Origin of the sequence: Nocardia asteroides, assembly GCF_021183625.1 — a bacterium.
Taxonomy (GTDB): Bacteria; Actinomycetota; Actinomycetes; order Mycobacteriales; family Mycobacteriaceae; genus Nocardia; species Nocardia asteroides_A.
The window spans coordinates 1438158-1453010 of sequence record NZ_CP089214.1 but is presented as its reverse complement, the minus strand read 5'-3'; the positions used below and the strand labels follow the sequence as shown (position 1 = coordinate 1453010).

Below are 14853 nucleotides of genomic sequence, written 5' to 3'. Positions count from 1 at the left end.
CCCGGGCCCGGCCGGCTCATGCGGTGACCTCCGCGCGCGGCAGCGCACCGAACCGGTGCAGCAGCAGCACCGCGGCGGCGCAGCCGAAGCCGATCCCGGCGCAGACCAGCGCCGCGACCCACCCCGTCGGTCTGCCCCCGAGCTCGCCGAGCGCACCGACGGCGGCGGTGCTCACCGCCGCGACCACCCCGGACACCAGGTAGAACATGCCGAAGTAGGTCCCGGTGTCGCTCTCGGTGGTGAAGGCGGGAATGAGCTCGTACACGAACGGCTGCGCGATCATGACCCCGACGGCGAGGAACACCGTCGTCACCAGCACCGGAATCAGCGCGAGCGGCGGCACCAGCCCCAGCAGCGGCGCGGCCCCGAGCAGCGCGAACCCGGCCCCCATGACGACCATGCCGAGCGCGAGCGCCGGGCCCCGCTCGGGGCGTGCGCCGAGGCGCCTGGTGATCGGCACCTGTCCGGCGAAGGTCACCGCCGTGGAGACCGCGAACAGCGCCGCCACCGCGCTCGCCCACCCGGTCGCGCGCTGCGCCGCCACCGCGAGCACCAGGTACAGCTGGTTCTGCAGCGCGAACATCCCGCTCAGCGCCAGCGTGAAGGCGAGGAAGCGGCGGTCGCGCAGGCACGCTGACCACTGCGCGGGCACCGAGCGCTGCTGCGGCGGCACCGCGCGGCCCGGCAGCACCGCGGCCTGTGCCAGCGTGAGCAGCGCGAAGATGCCCGCCGCGACCAGCGCCGACACCCGGAAGTCGACGAAGACGAGCACCGCCCCGAGCGCGGGCCCGGCCAGCGCCCCGGCCTGCGCGAACACGTTGAACAGCGCGAATGCCTCGGCGCGGCGGTCGGTGGCGACCGCGATGTAGGCGCGCACCGCAGGATTGAACAGCGCGCCGGCCAGCCCGCTGAGCACCGCGGCCGCCAGCAGCACCGGCATCGACTCGCCGAGCGCGAAGAGCCCGAACCCGACGGTCCGCAGCCCGCACCCGGCGATGATCACGCCGCGCGCGCCGAGCCGGTCGGCCGCGGTGCCGCCGAGCAGGAAGAGCCCCTGCTGGGCCAGGTTGCGCACGCCGAGAATCACCCCGACCACCGCGAGGGAGAGCCCGATGTCGTCGGTCAGGTAGGTCGCCAGGTACGGGATCAGCAGGTAGAAGCCGAGATTGACGCCGAACTGGTTGATCAGCAGCAGCCGGACCGCGAGCGGGAAGGTCCGGAACGAGGTCAGGGTTCCGCTCACGGGGCCACCCGCCGTACGCCGAGGCCGGGGGTGTGGTCCGGGCGCAGGAGGCCGTCGTGGCCGCCGATGCCGGTCCACGGGTCGTGTGCCAGCAGTAGGTGGCCGTCCAGGTCGACCCAGCGGGCGTGCCGGGTCAGGTGTACGGCGGGGGCGATGCCGAGCGAGCTCGCGACCAGGCAGCCGAGCATGATCTCCAGCCCGCAGTGCCGTGCCGCGGCGAGCATGGCGCGGGCGGGATCGAGGCCGCCGCACTCGGCGAGTTTGACGTTCACGCCGGCGACCGCGCCCGCCAGGCCGCGCACGTCGGCGGCGGTGGCCGCGTCCTCGTCGGCGATCACCGGGACCGAGCTGCGCTCGCTCACCCAGGCGAGGGTCTCCGGTGCGCCCGGTGCCACCGGTTGTTCCACGGCGTCGAGCCACGGGAGGTAATTCAGGATTCGGACCGCGCGGTCGGCGGTCCAGGCGCCGTTGGCGTCGGCGATGACGGTGGAGTCCGGCGCGGCGGTGCGCACCGCCGTGAGCCGCTCGATGTCGGCCGCGTCCCCGGCCTTGACCTTCAGCACCCGGAATCCGTTCTCGCAGAGTTGTCTCGCCTGATCGGCGGCGTCCCGCGGGTCGCCGATCCCGATCGTGCGCGCGGTCGCGACCGGCGCGAGGGTGTTCGCCGGGCGATCGGGCGCGTCGCCTGCCGCACCCGAGGTGCTCCGAGGCAGGGCGTACACCGGACACCCCGCCCGAACCCCGAGTAGATCGTGCGCAGCGGCATCGAGCGCGGCCCTGACCCCGGCGGGCAGGGGAGCGGCGGCCAGCACCGCCAGCACCTGCTCCCCGTCCCCGGCCGCGGCCAGCGCGGGCCGGGAATCCTCCAGCGCCCGCGCGATCCCGGCGACATCCAGCCCCAGCCGCACGCTGGTGACCACTTCCCCGTACCCCCGCACCCCATCGGCATCGGTGAGGGACACCTCCACCGCCTCCCGCGCCCCCATACTCCCGCGCGCGATCCGCAGCGGCGTGGTGAGCGCGAGCGCGGTCACCCGCCACGAAACCCTCACGCGGGCACCTGCTTCGCGGCCAGCGGGTCGACGACATTCCGGCACCGGGTCCAGCCGGAGACGGCGACGCAGCCGGGATCGGCCACCTCGACCGGGTACGGCCTGCGCGGCGCGAAAAGCCCCGCGCGGGCACAGAACTCGTCGTCGAAGATGGTCCCGAGGTACCGGTGCGGCCCGTCCGGGAAGACCGCGACCACCGACACCGGATCGTCCACCCGGGCCAGCCAGGCCGCCACGGCGGCGACCGCGCCGGTACTCCAGCCGCCGGTGACGAAGCTGTGCCTGGCCAGCCTGCGGCAGGCGTCCACCGCCTCGGCCGGGCCGAGCCAGTGCACCTCGTCGAAGGCGTCGTAGTCGACATTGCGCGGGTGGATGCTGCTGCCGAGCCCGCGCATGAGCCGCGGCCGGTCCGGCCGCCCGAAGAGCGTGGAGCCCACCGAATCCACCCCGACCAGCCGGATTCCGGGCCGGTGGTTGCGCAGTTCGCGCACCACCCCCGCGCTGTGCCCGCCGGTGCCGACGCTGCACACCAGCACATCGATGTCGTCCAGCTCGGCGAGCAGCTCGCCGGCGAGCGCCGCGTACCCGGCCGGGTTGTCCGGGTTGTCGTACTGCGCCGGGTACCAGGCGCCGGGCAGCGTGGCGAGGACGTTGTGCACCCGTTCCAGCCTGGCTCGCTGCCAGCCGCCGGCCGGATGCGGTGCGGTGACGATCTCCAGCCGGGCGCCGTGCGCGGTGAGCAGGGCCCGCATGGCGGGCTCCAGCTCGTCGTCGACCACGAGCACCACCGGGTGGCCGAGCAGCTGCCCGGCGTACAGCAGTCCCAATCCCATCGTGCCACTGGTCGATTCGACGACCGGCGCGCCCGCCAGCAGCTCGCCGCGGGCCCTGGCCGCGGTGAGCATGGAGACGGCGGCGCGCGCCTTCATTCCGCCCGGCCGCAGGTACTCGAGCTTGGCCCAGAACCCCCGGTGCTCGTGCGGCAGCGGGGTGGTGATCCGGGCGAGCGGGGTGGCGCCGAGCAGATCCCGCAGCGCCGGATTGGCCACCGGGACCTCGCGCGGCGGCATGCTCACGCTGTGTGAGGGCCCTGTGTGGTCGCGCTCCACCATCGGGTCTGATTCGCTCACGCCGCCTCCTGCCGGTAGCGGTGCAGCACGCTGGGGCCACCGTCGAGCCAGAAAAACGGGTACGGCTCGGCGGAGAGCGCGGTCACCCCGGCACCGACGAAGCAGCGCAGCACCGCGGCCCCGGTCTGCGCGAACACCACCAGCGGCAGCCCGCGCGCCGCGGCGTGCAGGCGCAGCGGCTCGAGGGTGCCGTTGGCCAGCGTCATCCCGGAGACCAGCAGGGCGTCGCAGCCGGGCAGCGCCGCCTCGGCGTCGGTGCCGATCGGCTCGCCCCACTCGGTGTGCCCGCCGGTGTGGTCGCACGCCCGGTACCCGATACCCCGCGACCGCAGCCCGCGCAGCAGCGAATTCACCACGCCGACGACGAGAACCGTCCGCACCCCGGCGCCGAGCAGCTCGACCACCGCCGCCGCCCGCGCCTCGGACTTGGTCCGCGAATCTCCGCCGGGCACCCTCACCGGCTCCCCGGCGTGCGGCCAGGCCGCCGCGAGCACGGCATCCAGCGCGGCCACCCGCACCGGAAGCAGCGGGTGCTCGAACAGCGCCCCCGCCTGCCTGCCCACGCAGGCGTGCACGGCGTCGTCGGCGACGCTGCCCGGCGCCACCGCCGCGGAGCCGACCGCCGCACCGACCCGCAGGCTGAGTACGTGGTTCCGGTACCCGGTGCGCCGCCCCGCGTGCCTGGCGCCCTGGTGCGTGGTGAAGGCGACGGTCACCGGCTCGGCGGCGGCCGCGGGCGCCGCCGCCCGGACCCGTCCGGCGAGTTCGGTGAGGTCGGTGATGCGACAGAGGCTCTCCGGGATCACGGCGCCACCGCCCCGGTGAACTCGTCGTACCGCAGCTCCAGCCGGTCCAGCAGCTCCTCGGCCCGCCGCCGCGCCCCCGCACCCGCCCGGTCCACCACCATCAGATGCCCGAGGTAGGCGTTGTTGCTGGTCGGTTCGCCCGCGACGGTCCCCGGCTCCGGCAGCACCGCCTCGACCACGTCCGGGAGCGCGCCCAGCTCGGCAGCCGCACCGCCACCGCGCAGCCCGACCGCACCGAGCCGTCCCGCCCGCGGCGGCACGATGAGCCCGATCGCGGCGCTCCGCGCGCCGGTGTCCACCGGTTCGAGTTCCGGCTCCTCGCCGAGCGCCAGCCGGGCGTGTGCCATGGGCAGGTCGATCCCGGTGACCCGGCGCACGAGCTCGGTGATCCGGTTCCCGGCGGGCCGCGGATTCACCTCGACCAGCCGCGGCCCGCCGGGCGTCAGCCTGACCTCGGTGTGGGCGACCCCGAGCCGCAGCCCGAGCGCCGCCACCCCGGCGACCGCGATCCCGGCGGCGGCCGCCCGCTCCGGCTCCGGCAGCGTGGCCGGGAACATGTGCCCGGACTCGACGAAGAACGGCGCACCGGTGAGGCTCTTGTCGGTCACCCCGACCACCGCGGTGCCCGCGCCGGAGGTCACCGTCTCCACGCTCACCTCCGGCCCGGTCAGCAGCTCCTCCAGCAGGACCGCCCGCACCCGGGGCTGCTGCCTGGCATTGCCGGCGGCCGCGGTGGCGGCCGTGTGCGCGGCGCGCAGCTCGGCCTCGGTCGCGACCAGGCGCACGAACATCCCGGCGCACAGGTCGACCGGTTTGAGCACCAGCGGATACCCGAGCCCGGCAGCGGCTGCCGCCGTCTCCGGCCAGCCGGTGGTGACGGCGAAGCGCGGGCCCGGCACGCCCGCCGCCGCGAGCGCCGCTCGCGCGAGATCCTTGCGGCAGGCGCGCGCGGTGGCCTCGGCCCCGGCGCCGGGCAGCCCGAGGTGCTCGGCGACCGCGGCCACCGCGGGCAGGTAGTAGTCACAGGAGGAGACGACGCCGTCGAAACCGAGCGCGGCGTGCAGCGCGGCGACCCGGCCGGGGAGCGCGGCGAGGTCGTTGGTCTCGGCGGTGAGCAGGTTCTCCGCCGCGAGCAGCGGGTGCACGGCGTACCCGGGCGGGGTCCTGCGCAGATAGTGGCCCAGATCGCGGGTCAGGAAGCTGAATCGGTGCCCCGACTCCCGGATCGCCCGCGGCAGCAGCGAGCTCATCGCCCCCACCCAGCTCTCGATCACCAGCAGATGTCCCACGCCGACCGTCCTCCCGCAAGCCTTTAGCAAATGACAATCATTTTCATGAAGCGCACAATGTTTAGCACAGTCCGGTTCCGAGCGCACCTGCGCGCCCCGGGGACCGGCAAGATCGCGGGGGGAGGAGCAGCGGTCACGGGCGGTGGCGGACGCCATGATCGACGCGGGCATCACCTTCTTCGACACCGCCGACGTCTACGGCCCCGAGCACAGCGAACTGCTGCTCGGCCGGGTCGTCGCGGGCCGCCGCGACGACCTGGTGATCGCCACCAGGTTCGGCAACGCCATCGACCGCGAAACCAACCCGGGCGCCCGCAGGCTGGACGCCTCCTGACGCCGCACTCCCCGGCGCGTCCGCGCACCGCCCGGCAGCAGGTGATCGGGGACCCCGGCGAGCAGGCCGCCGACGGCGCGGCAGGCGCCCGCCTCAGCGCGGCGGGAAGGCTCCGGCGGGGGTGCGGCCGGCGGCGGTGAGCACCCGTTCGGCGAGCCGCACGCTGTCCACCGGCCCGCCGGTGTCGACCCACACGGTGGGGGTGAGGGCGAGCGGCGCGGCGTGCGCGGCCCAGGTGTCCCAGTGCTCGGCCAGCCGCTGCTCGTCCTGGTAGAAGGCGGGGCGGCGGCGGGTGGCGTAGCGGTGGCGCGCCGTCTCGGCGGGCACGTCGCACCAGACCTCGACCGCGCGGTCGGCGGCGCAGCGATCCAGCCCGGCGCGGGCGAAGTGCAGGTCGCGCGGGCGGAACCACCACGAGTCGACCACCACCGTGCCGGGGACCGCGCGGGCCAGCGCCCACACCGCCTCCATCGCGACCCCGCCGAGCGCGGCCACCCCGGCCGCGTCGTCGACGCAGTCGGCGAGCGCCTCCTTGACGACGTCCTTCGCGAGGAACTGCGCGCCGAGCTCCGCGGCCAGCGCGCGCCCCACCGTCGACTTCCCCGACCCGGGAAGGCCGTTCACCAGCACCAACAGCTCCGTCATACGGTCATCATGCCCCCGGCGCGCACCGATGCCGTGGAGGCGGGCCGGTACCGGAGGCCGGGAACGGGAGCGGGACGCCCCGGTTACGGTCGGAGATTGCCCGGGCGAATTCCGGGAATGCGATCACGACGAAGCGCGCCGCTTCGGCACGAGGAGGTACCGCAGTGACCGTCGACCGGCTCGACGAGGAGACGACGCGGGCGGCGACCGGGCGGTACGCACTGCGCAGCGCCGTCGCGCTGCCCGCGGTGGCGGCGGCGGGCGCCGGGTTCGCGGTGCTCACCACGCTGGTCGGCGCCGGGTGGGAGCCGCTGCTCGACGCCGACCGCCGCGTCAGCGACGCCGTCGTGGCGCAGGTGGCCGAGCACCGCCTGCTCTACGAGGTGCTCAGCGCCGCCACCGATCTCGGCGCCACCGTCACGCTGGTGGCGCTGCTCGCCGTCGGCGTGCTCTGGCTGCTGCTGCGCAAGCAGCCGCGGCTCGCTGCCTTCGTCGTTGTGACCGGCGTGGGCGGGCTGATCCTGAATCCGGTGGTGAAGGCGCTGGTCGGCCGGGTGCGGCCGGTGGTGGAGACGCCGGTCTACCGCACCGACGGCTGGAGCTTCCCGAGCGGCCACGCCATGAGCTCGACCGTCTGCTACGGCGTGCTGCTGCTGGTCTTCGCGCCCGTCCTCGCCCCGCTCGCCCGCCGCGTCCTGATCGCCTCGGTGCTGACCGTCGTCATCGCGGTGGGGCTCACCAGGATCGGGCTCGGCGTGCACTACCTGACCGACGTCCTCGGGGGCTGGCTGCTCGGCGTGCTGTGGCTGACCGCCGCCTCGCTCGCCTTCCACCGCTGGCGGGTGGAGTCCGGCGAGCCGGATGCCGGCCCGCTGCCCGGCGACGTCCCGCCCGGCGACGCCGACGAGCTGCGCCCGGTCCCCGCCCGGCACGCGCCGACGCTGCCGCACCCGTGGCGCGGGCTCGGCGAGCTCGCGGTGGCCTGGGTGCTGCTGCTCGCCCCGCTGATCGGGCTCGGGCTGCTGGTGCGCGAGCTCGGCGCGGACAGCACCGGCGAGCACGGCATCGTCGCGCTGCTGGCCGAGCATCGCACCGCCGCGGTGACCACCGTGCTCGACGTCTTCGGCGAGGTCGGCAACACCATCGCCATCATCGCGGTGGCCCTGATCGTCGCGGTGCTGTCGGTCGCGGTCTTCCGCACGTGGCGGCCCGCGCTGTTCCTCACCGTCGCGCTGCTCGGCGAGATCACGCTCTTCCTGACCACCGCCGCCGTGGTCGACCGGCCGCGGCCGGAGGTCGAGCACCTGAACCCGGACCTGCCGCCCACCGCGAGCTTCCCCTCCGGGCATGTCGCCGCCGCGCTCACGCTCTACGGCGGGATCGCCCTGCTGGTCCGGGTTTCGACCCGCGACCGGCGGTACCGCCTGCTCGGCGGCGCGCTGCTGCTGGTTCCGGTACTCGTCGCCGCGCAGCGGCTCTACGCGGGCGCGCACCACCCCGCCGACGTCCTCGGCTCGGTGCTGCTCGCCACGGTGTGGCTCGGCGTGGCCTGGTGGGTGGTCCGGCCGGTCACCGCGCGGCGGTAGCGACGACGGCCTCCTCCACCGTGCGGGTGACGCAGGGGGAGATGGGTTCCCGGCGCCAGAAGTAGTCGTCGAGCCCCTTGGCGAACCAGGAGGCGGAGAAGATCGTGATCCCGGCGACCTCGACCACCCAGGTCGGGCCGAACCCGCCGGGGAGTTCGTCGATGCCCGCGACGGCGGTGATCGCGAAGAAGCCGATGGCGGCGAGGATGAGCACCCCGCACACCAGATGGAACTGCCAGCCGATCCGGTTGTCCAGTGCCGCGAAGACGCCCTCCAGCCTGCGCCACCGCGGCCGAGCCCGCACCTGCGCGGGCCGGAGCATGGGGTACTTCCGGTCCCGGAAGGCGGTGTAGAAGCAGATGGCGGCGAAGGCGAGGAACGCGATCACGGCGCAGCAGCCGTGCCAGGTCGCCACCACGTCCTCCTCGAAGCGCTGCTGCAGCGGGGTGAGCGCCGCTTCGGCACCCCCGCTGCCGCACTCGCCCGCCGGGACCGGGCCCGGCCGCCCGGTCGGCAGCGTCGCCACTCCGATGATGGCGAGCCCGGCGGTCAGGCTGAACACATTGCCGAGCGTGGCGCGGGTGATCTTGTAGGCGGCCAGCAGGAAGCCGACGATCCCCAGCCCGAGCACGAAGATGTCCCGCGCGCCGGAGTGGTAGTAGGCGCTCAGCGAGCCGCGCACCCGCACGCAGCTCTCGCCGAGGAAGACGAAGTCGACCCCGATCAACGCCAGCGGGAGCAGCACCCCGACCAGCCCGGCCACGAACCGGATGATGACCAGCGAGCGAACCGATTTGCCCTGTTCGAACGCGGCCCGGTCGTCGGGCGCCAGCTTCTCCGGGGTGACCACCTCCCGCGACGCGGTCGGAATCTCCAGTGTCACCGGTGTACTCATGGCAGACCTCCCCTTCGCTCCCGAGCCCCCGCTCGGCCAGGGGCTGAAGCGTAGCCGTGGCGAACTCCCGGCGACTCGGGTTTCGCCGCGCCACGCGGGTATGTCGGCCGGACGGGGGACACGACCGGCCGGTATCGCAGCATGCGACACCGGCCGGTCCGGGTCAGTCCGCGGGCCGCGTCGCGGGTTCGGGAGCCGTGGCCTCCGGCTTCGCCTCGGGCCCGCGATCAGCGTGCCCCGGCCACCACGCGGCGTGCCCGATGAGCGCGGTGAGCGCGGGGGTGAAGAACATCGCCATGACGAAGGCGGCGATGCCGATCCCGACCGAGATGGCGAACCCCATCTGGGCGAGCACGGTATTGCCCGCCAGCAGCATCGAGGCGAAGGTGCCCGCGAGGATCACCCCGGCCGCCGCGATGGTCGGCCCGGTGTGCCGGACAGCGAGCGCCGCGGCCTGTTTCGGCTCGATGCCCGCCCGCGCCTCCTCGCGCAGCCGCGCCACCATGAGGATGTTGTAGTCGGTGCCGAGCGCGACGACGAACAGGTACATGATCAACGGCAGCGTGAAGATCAGCCCGGACTCGCCCTGCGCGTGCTGGAAGACCAGCACCGTCGCGCCGAGCGTCGCCGCGAAGCCGAGGAACACCGAGACCATCAGGTACCACGGCGCGACCAGGCTGCGCAGCAGCAGCCCGAGCACGATCATGATCAGCACCGCCGCCACCGGGAACACGATCGAGTAGTCGCGCGCCATGGCGTCCTGGAAGTCGACGAAGATCGAGGTCAGCCCGCCCACCGCGGCGGTGGCGCCGGGGGGAGCGGCGGCGTGCGCGGTCTCCCGCAGCGGCCCTTCGACGGTGGCGAGCGCGGCATCGGATTCGGGCGCGTCGGAGAGCGTGACCGAGAAGTCGGCGATCGACCGGTCGGCGGAGAGCTTCGGCTCGGCCACCTGCCCGACCCCTGGCACCCCGGCCAGCGCGCTGCGGTAGGCGCCGAGCTGCTCGGCGGTGAGCGCGCCCCCGCCGGAGCGCAGCAGCACATCCGAGGGCTGGGTGACGCCCGCGGGCATGCCCTTCACCAATTCCCGGCTGTAGACGACGGATTCGGACTCCGCCGAGGTGGAGCCGGAGCTGAGGTCGAAGGTCGGGTGGAAGCCGAGCGCGAAGACGCCGAGCACCACCAGCAGCCCGCCGGAGACCGCGGCGAAGAGCGCGGGCCTGGCACCGAGCGCGGCGCCGGCCGCGCGGAACCGGGTCCCGGTCGGCTCGTGCTGCCAGCTCTTCGACGGCCAGAACACCCTGGTGCCGAGCAGCGAGACCACCGCGGGCACCAGCGTCAGCCCGGCGGCCAGCGCCACCGCGACCGCGATCGCCAGCGCGGGCCCCATCGCCCGGAACATGCCGAGCGTGGAGAGCAGCAGCGCGAGGAAGGCGATGATCACCGCGCCCGCGGCCGAGGTGATCGCCTCGCCCACCCGGGCGACGGCGTTGACCATGGCGGTCTTCGGGTCGTCGCCCGCACGCAGCTGCTCGCGGTAGCGGAACATCAGGAACAGGATGTAGTCGGTGCCGACGCCGAAGAGCACGACCAGCAGGATCGCGCTGATCGAGGCGTCGATCTGCAGGTCGAAGGCTTTCGCCACCGCGCCGATCAGCCCGTTCACCATGCTGGAGACGGCGCCGATCACGAGCACCGGGAGCAGCGCGATCACCGGGCTGCGGAAGATGACCAGCAGCAGCACCAGGATCAGCACGATGGTGGCGATGCCGACGATGGCCAGCCCCCGCTCGCTGGATTCCTGCTGGTCAAGGAGCTGCGCGGCCTGGCCGGTGATGCCCGCGCGCAGCTCGGTGCCGGTCACCCGCTCGCGCAGCGCGTCGCGCAGCGCCTGCACCGCGTCGGTCTGCGTCGGGTCGCTCGGGTCGGTCACCTTCGTCATCTGCACCGCGATGATCTGGATCAGCCGGTTCTCCGACGGCGGCACCGGCGTGAGGGCGACGACGTCCGGGATCTTCGCACCCTGCAGTTCGGTGCCGACGCGGAGTACCGCCGCCGCGTCCGGCTCGGTCAGCGGCGCGCCGTCCTGCCTGGCGAAGACGATGATCGCCGCGGGCGCCGAGCTGTCCGGGAACGCCTCCTGCTGCGTCTGCATCGCCCGGATGGACTCGTAATGCGCGGGCAGGAAGGCGGATTGGTCGGTGGTCGATTCCAGTGCCGGGGCCGCGGTCACCACCGCGACCGCCAGCAGTATCCACAGGCCGATCACCTTCAGCGGATGGTGGACGACCACCGATCCGAGCCGTGCGAACATGGGCCTCGATCCCCTTTCGGATCCGGAAATAGCTGAGCGGGAGCGCGATTCGCTCGTGCGGAGCGCGCGGACGTGGCAACTCTACGACGCCGCGGGGTACGACGGGCGATGCCATGCTGGCAGACCGGGGGGCGGGGCGCGATCGAATATCGGGCGGCGGCGGGTTTACCGCCGTGCGCCCGGGGCACCGACCCGGTATGAGCACCGAGCACGGCGGGCCGGACCGGCAGCGGAACGAAGCAGGACAGGCGACCGAGACCGGCGCGCGGCCGGACCTGGACCCGGACGAACCGCGCAGCCCGGCGGCGCTGTCGAAGCCGTCGCTGCTCGCGGTGGTCAAGCGAGCGGCGAAGGAATTCCAGCGTGACAATCTGTCCGATCTGGCCGCCGCGCTCACCTACTACGCGGTGCTCTCCATCGTGCCGGGGCTGATCGTCCTGGTCTCGCTGCTCGGCCTGCTCGGCCCGGCCGCCGCCGACGAGCTGGTGAACCAGGCCCAGCAGCTCGCGCCCGGCTCCAGCGCCGACTTCGTGCGCACCCTGATCGAGCAGGCGCAGAGCAACAAGCAGAGCGCCGGGCTCGGCGCGATCCTCGGCCTCGCGGTGGCGCTGTGGTCGGCGTCGGGCTACGTCGCGGCCTTCATGCGCGCCTCGAACGTGATCTACGGGATCGGCGAGGGGCGCCCGATCTGGAAGACCGTCCCGATCCGGCTCGGCGTCACCGTGGTCGCGGTGATCCTGCTGGTGGTGTGCACCGCGATCGTGGTCGCCAGCGGGCCGGTCGCCGCGCAGATCGGCGAGTTCCTGAAGCTCGGCGACACCGCGGTGACGGTGTGGAGCATCGCCAAGTGGCCGGTGCTGTTCGTGCTGGTGTCGGTGCTGCTGGCGATCCTGTTCTGGGCCAGCCCGAACGCACGCCAGGGCGGCATCAGGTGGGTCAGCCCGGGCGGGGTGATCGCGGTGCTCATCTGGCTCCTCATCTCGGTGGCCTTCGCGCTCTACATCGCCAACTTCTCCTCCTACGACAAGACCTACGGCTCGCTGGCCGGCGTGGTGATCTTCCTGGTCTGGCTCTGGCTGACCAATATCGCGCTGCTGCTCGGCGCGGAGATCAACGCCGAGCTCGACCACGGCAAGGCCATCGCGGGCGGGCTGCCCGAGGACGTGCGGCCCTTCGCCGAGCCGCGGGACACCCGCAAGCTTCCCGACAACGAGCGCACGGCGGCCGAGGAGGCGTCGCGGCACCGCTCCTAGCGGGGCTCTGCCGCCGGGCGGGGGTTGGTCGCGAAGTGCATCCAGGTGTCGTACATCCAGTCCCGGTAAGTCTCCGGGGTGGTGCCGAGCATCGTGGTCATGAGCACGTAGGTGTCGGCGGCGGTCAGGGTGGCGACCGTGGTGATGATCCACGCGAGGTCGGCGTCCGGGTGCAGTAGGCCGTCGGCGTGCATCGCGGTCCAGACCGCCGCGACCTCGGCGTGGCTGCCCGCACGGCCCGCCGCGGCGGCGTCCGCGATGAGCGGTTCGGTGTGCTCGGCCTGCTGGGCCACCGCGACCGCCGGTCCGAGCCGCCGCATCATGGCGGCAGCGCCGTCGGCGTAGGCGGCGACCCGCTCCGCCAGCGTCGGCGCCGCCATGACCCGCTGGTACCAGGCGCGCCCCGCCAGCGGGCGCGCCTCGGTGTCGCCGACGACGGCCACGTCGACCACCCGCTTCAGCAGCTCCGCCTTGTTGCCGAACCGGACGTACACGGTGCGCTCCCCGACCCCGGCCTCGGCCGCGACGGCGGCGAGCGTGGTGCCCGCGTACCCGTCGGCCAGGAAGCGCGTGGTCGCCGCCTCGATGATGCGCTGCTCGGTATCGGCCTTGCGCGCTTCGCGCAGCGGTGAGGACCGCTTGACTGTTCCGCTCACAAGATGCAGTCTAACTGTACTGAATGCAGTCATACTGCATGATTGCACCGGCACTGTAAGGAGTGGTTCCCATGACGCCTCGCCTCGCCGGCGTGCATCACCTCAAGCTTCCGGTCCGTGACCTGGAGCGCTCCATCGCCTGGTACCGATCCCGGCTCGGCTACCGGGTCGCGGTGGAGTTCGTCGAAGGCGGCGCGCTCGCCGGCGTCGCCATGGCGCACCCGGCGGGCGGGCCGATGCTCGCGCTCCGCCGGGATCCCGAAAGAGCCGCCGCGGCGGCCGGTTTCGACTACTTCGCGCTCGGCGTCCCGGATCGGGACGCGCTCGCGGAACTCGCCGCGCGGCTGACCGCGCTGGGGGAGGAGCACGCCGGGGTGCACCCCGCCACCATCGGCTGGATCCTGCCGCTGCTGCACGATCCGGACGGCCACGAGGTGCGCTTCTACACCGGGGAGCACCACACCGAGGTGCCCGCCGACGCGCCGCTGCGGGTGGAGAACCCGCGCGAGACGGCGCAGGCGCGGCGATGAACGGCGTGGCGCGGAGCATCAGCGGGTGGCGCTGGTTCCTCTGCAGGCCGGTGCCGGTCCGGCGGGATGGCCGGGAGCCTCCGGCATCGGCTCATCGTCTACTTCTCCGGCGTCGCCCGGCTCGGCCTGCCGTCGCTCGCGTCGGTCAGGCCCAGGGGTCGGCGCGCTCCCACAGCGTCGGCAGGTGCAGCGGGATGCCGTCGCGCGCGGCGAGCCCGGTGAGGACGCGCATGCTGACGTCCAGGTCGTCGCCGGTGTAGGGGAGCGCGCGCAGCGGGCGGTCGAGCGGGCGGAAGAAGTCGTCCCAGTGGGTCAGGACGACGCGGCGGGCGCCGACGGCGCGCACGGTCTCGGTCCAGTACTCGGTGATGTAGCGCTCGGAGTGCAGCCCGAGCTGCCCGACACCGAGGTAGACCACCTCCGCGCGCTGGCCGGCCAGCGCCCCCGGTACGAACCCGGCGCTGCCCTGCACCAGCAGCCGCCGCCCGCTGGGCCGGTGCTGCACGAAGGTCGACCACGCCTCGCCGCAGCGGTAGGCCGAGAGCCGGACCGGCGGCACCACCGGCGCGGTGATCGGGCCGGGGAAGCGGTCCGGCGGGCAGTGCTCGGACTCGATCGGGAGCACGTCGAAGTCGCCGAAGGTCAGCGGCTCGCCGCTGGTGGCGAGCACGATCCGCGCCGCGGGAAGGCCGCCGCCGCGGCCGATCTCGGCCACCGAGCCGCCGCCGGCCAGCACCGCCCCGGTGCGTGCCGCCACCGCCGCCGAATCCAGCGCGTGGTCGAAGTGGGTGTGCACCGGCAGCACCGCCGCCAGCTCGCGGATCCCGGCCCGCTCCAGGCAGGCCGCGATCCGGCCGGGGTCGGGCGCGATGCGGCGCAGCGCCACCGCCGCCAGCGACGGCCGGGAGAAGAAACCGTCGGTGAGCAGCGCGCCCGCGCCGTCGTCGATCAGCAGCGTGGTCACGCCGAGCCAGGTCACCGTGAGCGGTGCGCCGGGGTCCGCCGCGGGGACGTCGAAGCGGGCGGCGTACCCGCGCAGCTCCGGCCTGCCGAGTTTCGCGCGCATCGGGTCACCGTAGCGCCGTCGGACAAGAGCTTCATTTCCGTCCAGTGAGAGTGATAT

At 73.8% G+C, this 14853-nt stretch carries 13 protein-coding genes and 1 pseudogene; 4 read left to right on the top strand and 10 right to left on the bottom strand.

Annotated features, from left to right (window positions below; translation table 11 throughout):
- Nucleotides 1-16: 16 nt before the first annotated feature.
- The 5 genes from LTT61_RS07120 to LTT61_RS07100 are packed head-to-tail and all read right to left on the bottom strand — an operon-like array spanning nt 17 to nt 5520.
- The gene (locus tag LTT61_RS07120) at nt 17-1243 is read right to left on the bottom strand and encodes an MFS transporter (RefSeq protein ID WP_233019136.1); all 1227 of its coding nucleotides are present in this window, start codon (nt 1241-1243) and stop codon (nt 17-19) included.
- Nucleotides 1240-2295: an enolase C-terminal domain-like protein gene (locus LTT61_RS07115; RefSeq protein ID WP_233019135.1), complete on the bottom strand. Its 1056-nt coding sequence runs from the start codon at nt 2293-2295 to the stop codon at nt 1240-1242. Before LTT61_RS07115 ends, LTT61_RS07120 begins: the two co-directional genes overlap by 4 nt.
- Entirely contained in the window at nt 2292-3425 is a 1134-nt protein-coding gene (locus tag LTT61_RS07110; RefSeq protein WP_332909230.1) for a PLP-dependent cysteine synthase family protein, read from the bottom strand. Before LTT61_RS07110 ends, LTT61_RS07115 begins: the two co-directional genes overlap by 4 nt.
- Nucleotides 3422-4231, bottom strand: a complete 810-nt coding sequence (locus LTT61_RS07105; RefSeq protein ID WP_233019134.1) for a Rossmann-like domain-containing protein — start codon at nt 4229-4231, stop codon at nt 3422-3424. The genes LTT61_RS07110 and LTT61_RS07105 overlap by 4 nt, the downstream gene beginning before the upstream one ends.
- Nucleotides 4228-5520, bottom strand: a complete 1293-nt coding sequence (locus LTT61_RS07100; RefSeq protein WP_233019133.1) for an ATP-grasp domain-containing protein — start codon at nt 5518-5520, stop codon at nt 4228-4230. Before LTT61_RS07100 ends, LTT61_RS07105 begins: the two co-directional genes overlap by 4 nt.
- Nucleotides 5521-5656: 136 nt before the next feature.
- Between LTT61_RS07100 and LTT61_RS07095 the strand changes: the two are divergent.
- A pseudogene (locus tag LTT61_RS07095) lies at nt 5657-5854 on the top strand (aldo/keto reductase); the annotation flags it as partial.
- Nucleotides 5855-5947: 93 nt separating this feature from the next.
- Here the strand turns inward: LTT61_RS07095 and LTT61_RS07090 are convergent.
- Nucleotides 5948-6499 carry an AAA family ATPase gene (locus LTT61_RS07090; RefSeq protein ID WP_233019132.1) on the bottom strand — a complete coding sequence of 184 codons (552 nt, stop codon included), beginning with the start codon at nt 6497-6499 and terminating at the stop codon, nt 5948-5950.
- A 164-nt stretch (nt 6500-6663) separates the two neighbouring features.
- Between LTT61_RS07090 and LTT61_RS07085 the strand changes: the two genes are divergently transcribed.
- Nucleotides 6664-8085, top strand: coding sequence for a phosphatase PAP2 family protein (locus LTT61_RS07085; protein WP_233019131.1), 1422 nt, complete (start codon nt 6664-6666; stop codon nt 8083-8085).
- On the opposite strand, the gene LTT61_RS07080 is transcribed toward LTT61_RS07085, so the two are convergent.
- The gene (locus LTT61_RS07080) at nt 8069-8980 is read right to left on the bottom strand and encodes a hypothetical protein (protein ID WP_233019130.1); all 912 of its coding nucleotides are present in this window, start codon (nt 8978-8980) and stop codon (nt 8069-8071) included. The two genes, LTT61_RS07085 and LTT61_RS07080, sit on opposite strands and share 17 nt — an antisense overlap.
- A 163-nt stretch (nt 8981-9143) precedes the next feature.
- On the bottom strand, nt 9144-11291 hold the full coding sequence (locus tag LTT61_RS07075; protein WP_233019129.1) for an MMPL family transporter: 2148 nt from the start codon (nt 11289-11291) through the stop codon (nt 9144-9146).
- A gap of 197 nt (nt 11292-11488) precedes the next feature.
- Between LTT61_RS07075 and LTT61_RS07070 the strand changes: the two genes are divergently transcribed.
- Complete coding sequence (locus LTT61_RS07070) at nt 11489-12544, top strand: YihY/virulence factor BrkB family protein (RefSeq protein ID WP_233019128.1); 1056 nt, start codon at nt 11489-11491, stop codon at nt 12542-12544.
- Here the strand turns inward: LTT61_RS07070 and LTT61_RS07065 are convergent.
- A complete protein-coding gene (locus tag LTT61_RS07065) occupies nt 12541-13200 on the bottom strand; it encodes a TetR/AcrR family transcriptional regulator (RefSeq protein ID WP_233019127.1) in 660 nt (219 codons plus the stop codon). The genes LTT61_RS07070 and LTT61_RS07065 overlap by 4 nt on opposite strands.
- A gap of 71 nt (nt 13201-13271) precedes the next feature.
- Here LTT61_RS07065 and LTT61_RS07060 point away from each other — a divergent pair, with 71 nt between their 5' ends.
- Nucleotides 13272-13730, top strand: coding sequence for a VOC family protein (locus tag LTT61_RS07060; protein WP_269821859.1), 459 nt, complete (start codon nt 13272-13274; stop codon nt 13728-13730).
- A gap of 145 nt (nt 13731-13875) precedes the next feature.
- Here LTT61_RS07060 and LTT61_RS07055 read toward each other — a convergent pair whose 3' ends face one another.
- On the bottom strand, nt 13876-14796 hold the full coding sequence (locus LTT61_RS07055) for an MBL fold metallo-hydrolase (protein ID WP_233019126.1): 921 nt from the start codon (nt 14794-14796) through the stop codon (nt 13876-13878).
- Nucleotides 14797-14853: the final 57 nt, after the last annotated feature.

Excerpts from the sequence above, each read along its gene's own strand:
- LTT61_RS07080 (WP_233019130.1), bottom strand. The coding sequence starts at position 8,980 with ATGAGTACACCGGTGACACTGGAGATTCCGACCGCGTCGCGGGAGGTG.
- LTT61_RS07090 (WP_233019132.1), bottom strand. The coding sequence starts at position 6,499 with ATGACGGAGCTGTTGGTGCTGGTGAACGGCCTTCCCGGGTCGGGGAAG.
- LTT61_RS07075 (WP_233019129.1), bottom strand. The coding sequence starts at position 11,291 with ATGTTCGCACGGCTCGGATCGGTGGTCGTCCACCATCCGCTGAAGGTG.
- LTT61_RS07070 (WP_233019128.1), top strand. The coding sequence starts at position 11,489 with ATGAGCACCGAGCACGGCGGGCCGGACCGGCAGCGGAACGAAGCAGGA.
- LTT61_RS07060 (WP_269821859.1), top strand. The coding sequence starts at position 13,272 with ATGACGCCTCGCCTCGCCGGCGTGCATCACCTCAAGCTTCCGGTCCGT.
- LTT61_RS07055 (WP_233019126.1), bottom strand. The coding sequence starts at position 14,796 with ATGCGCGCGAAACTCGGCAGGCCGGAGCTGCGCGGGTACGCCGCCCGC.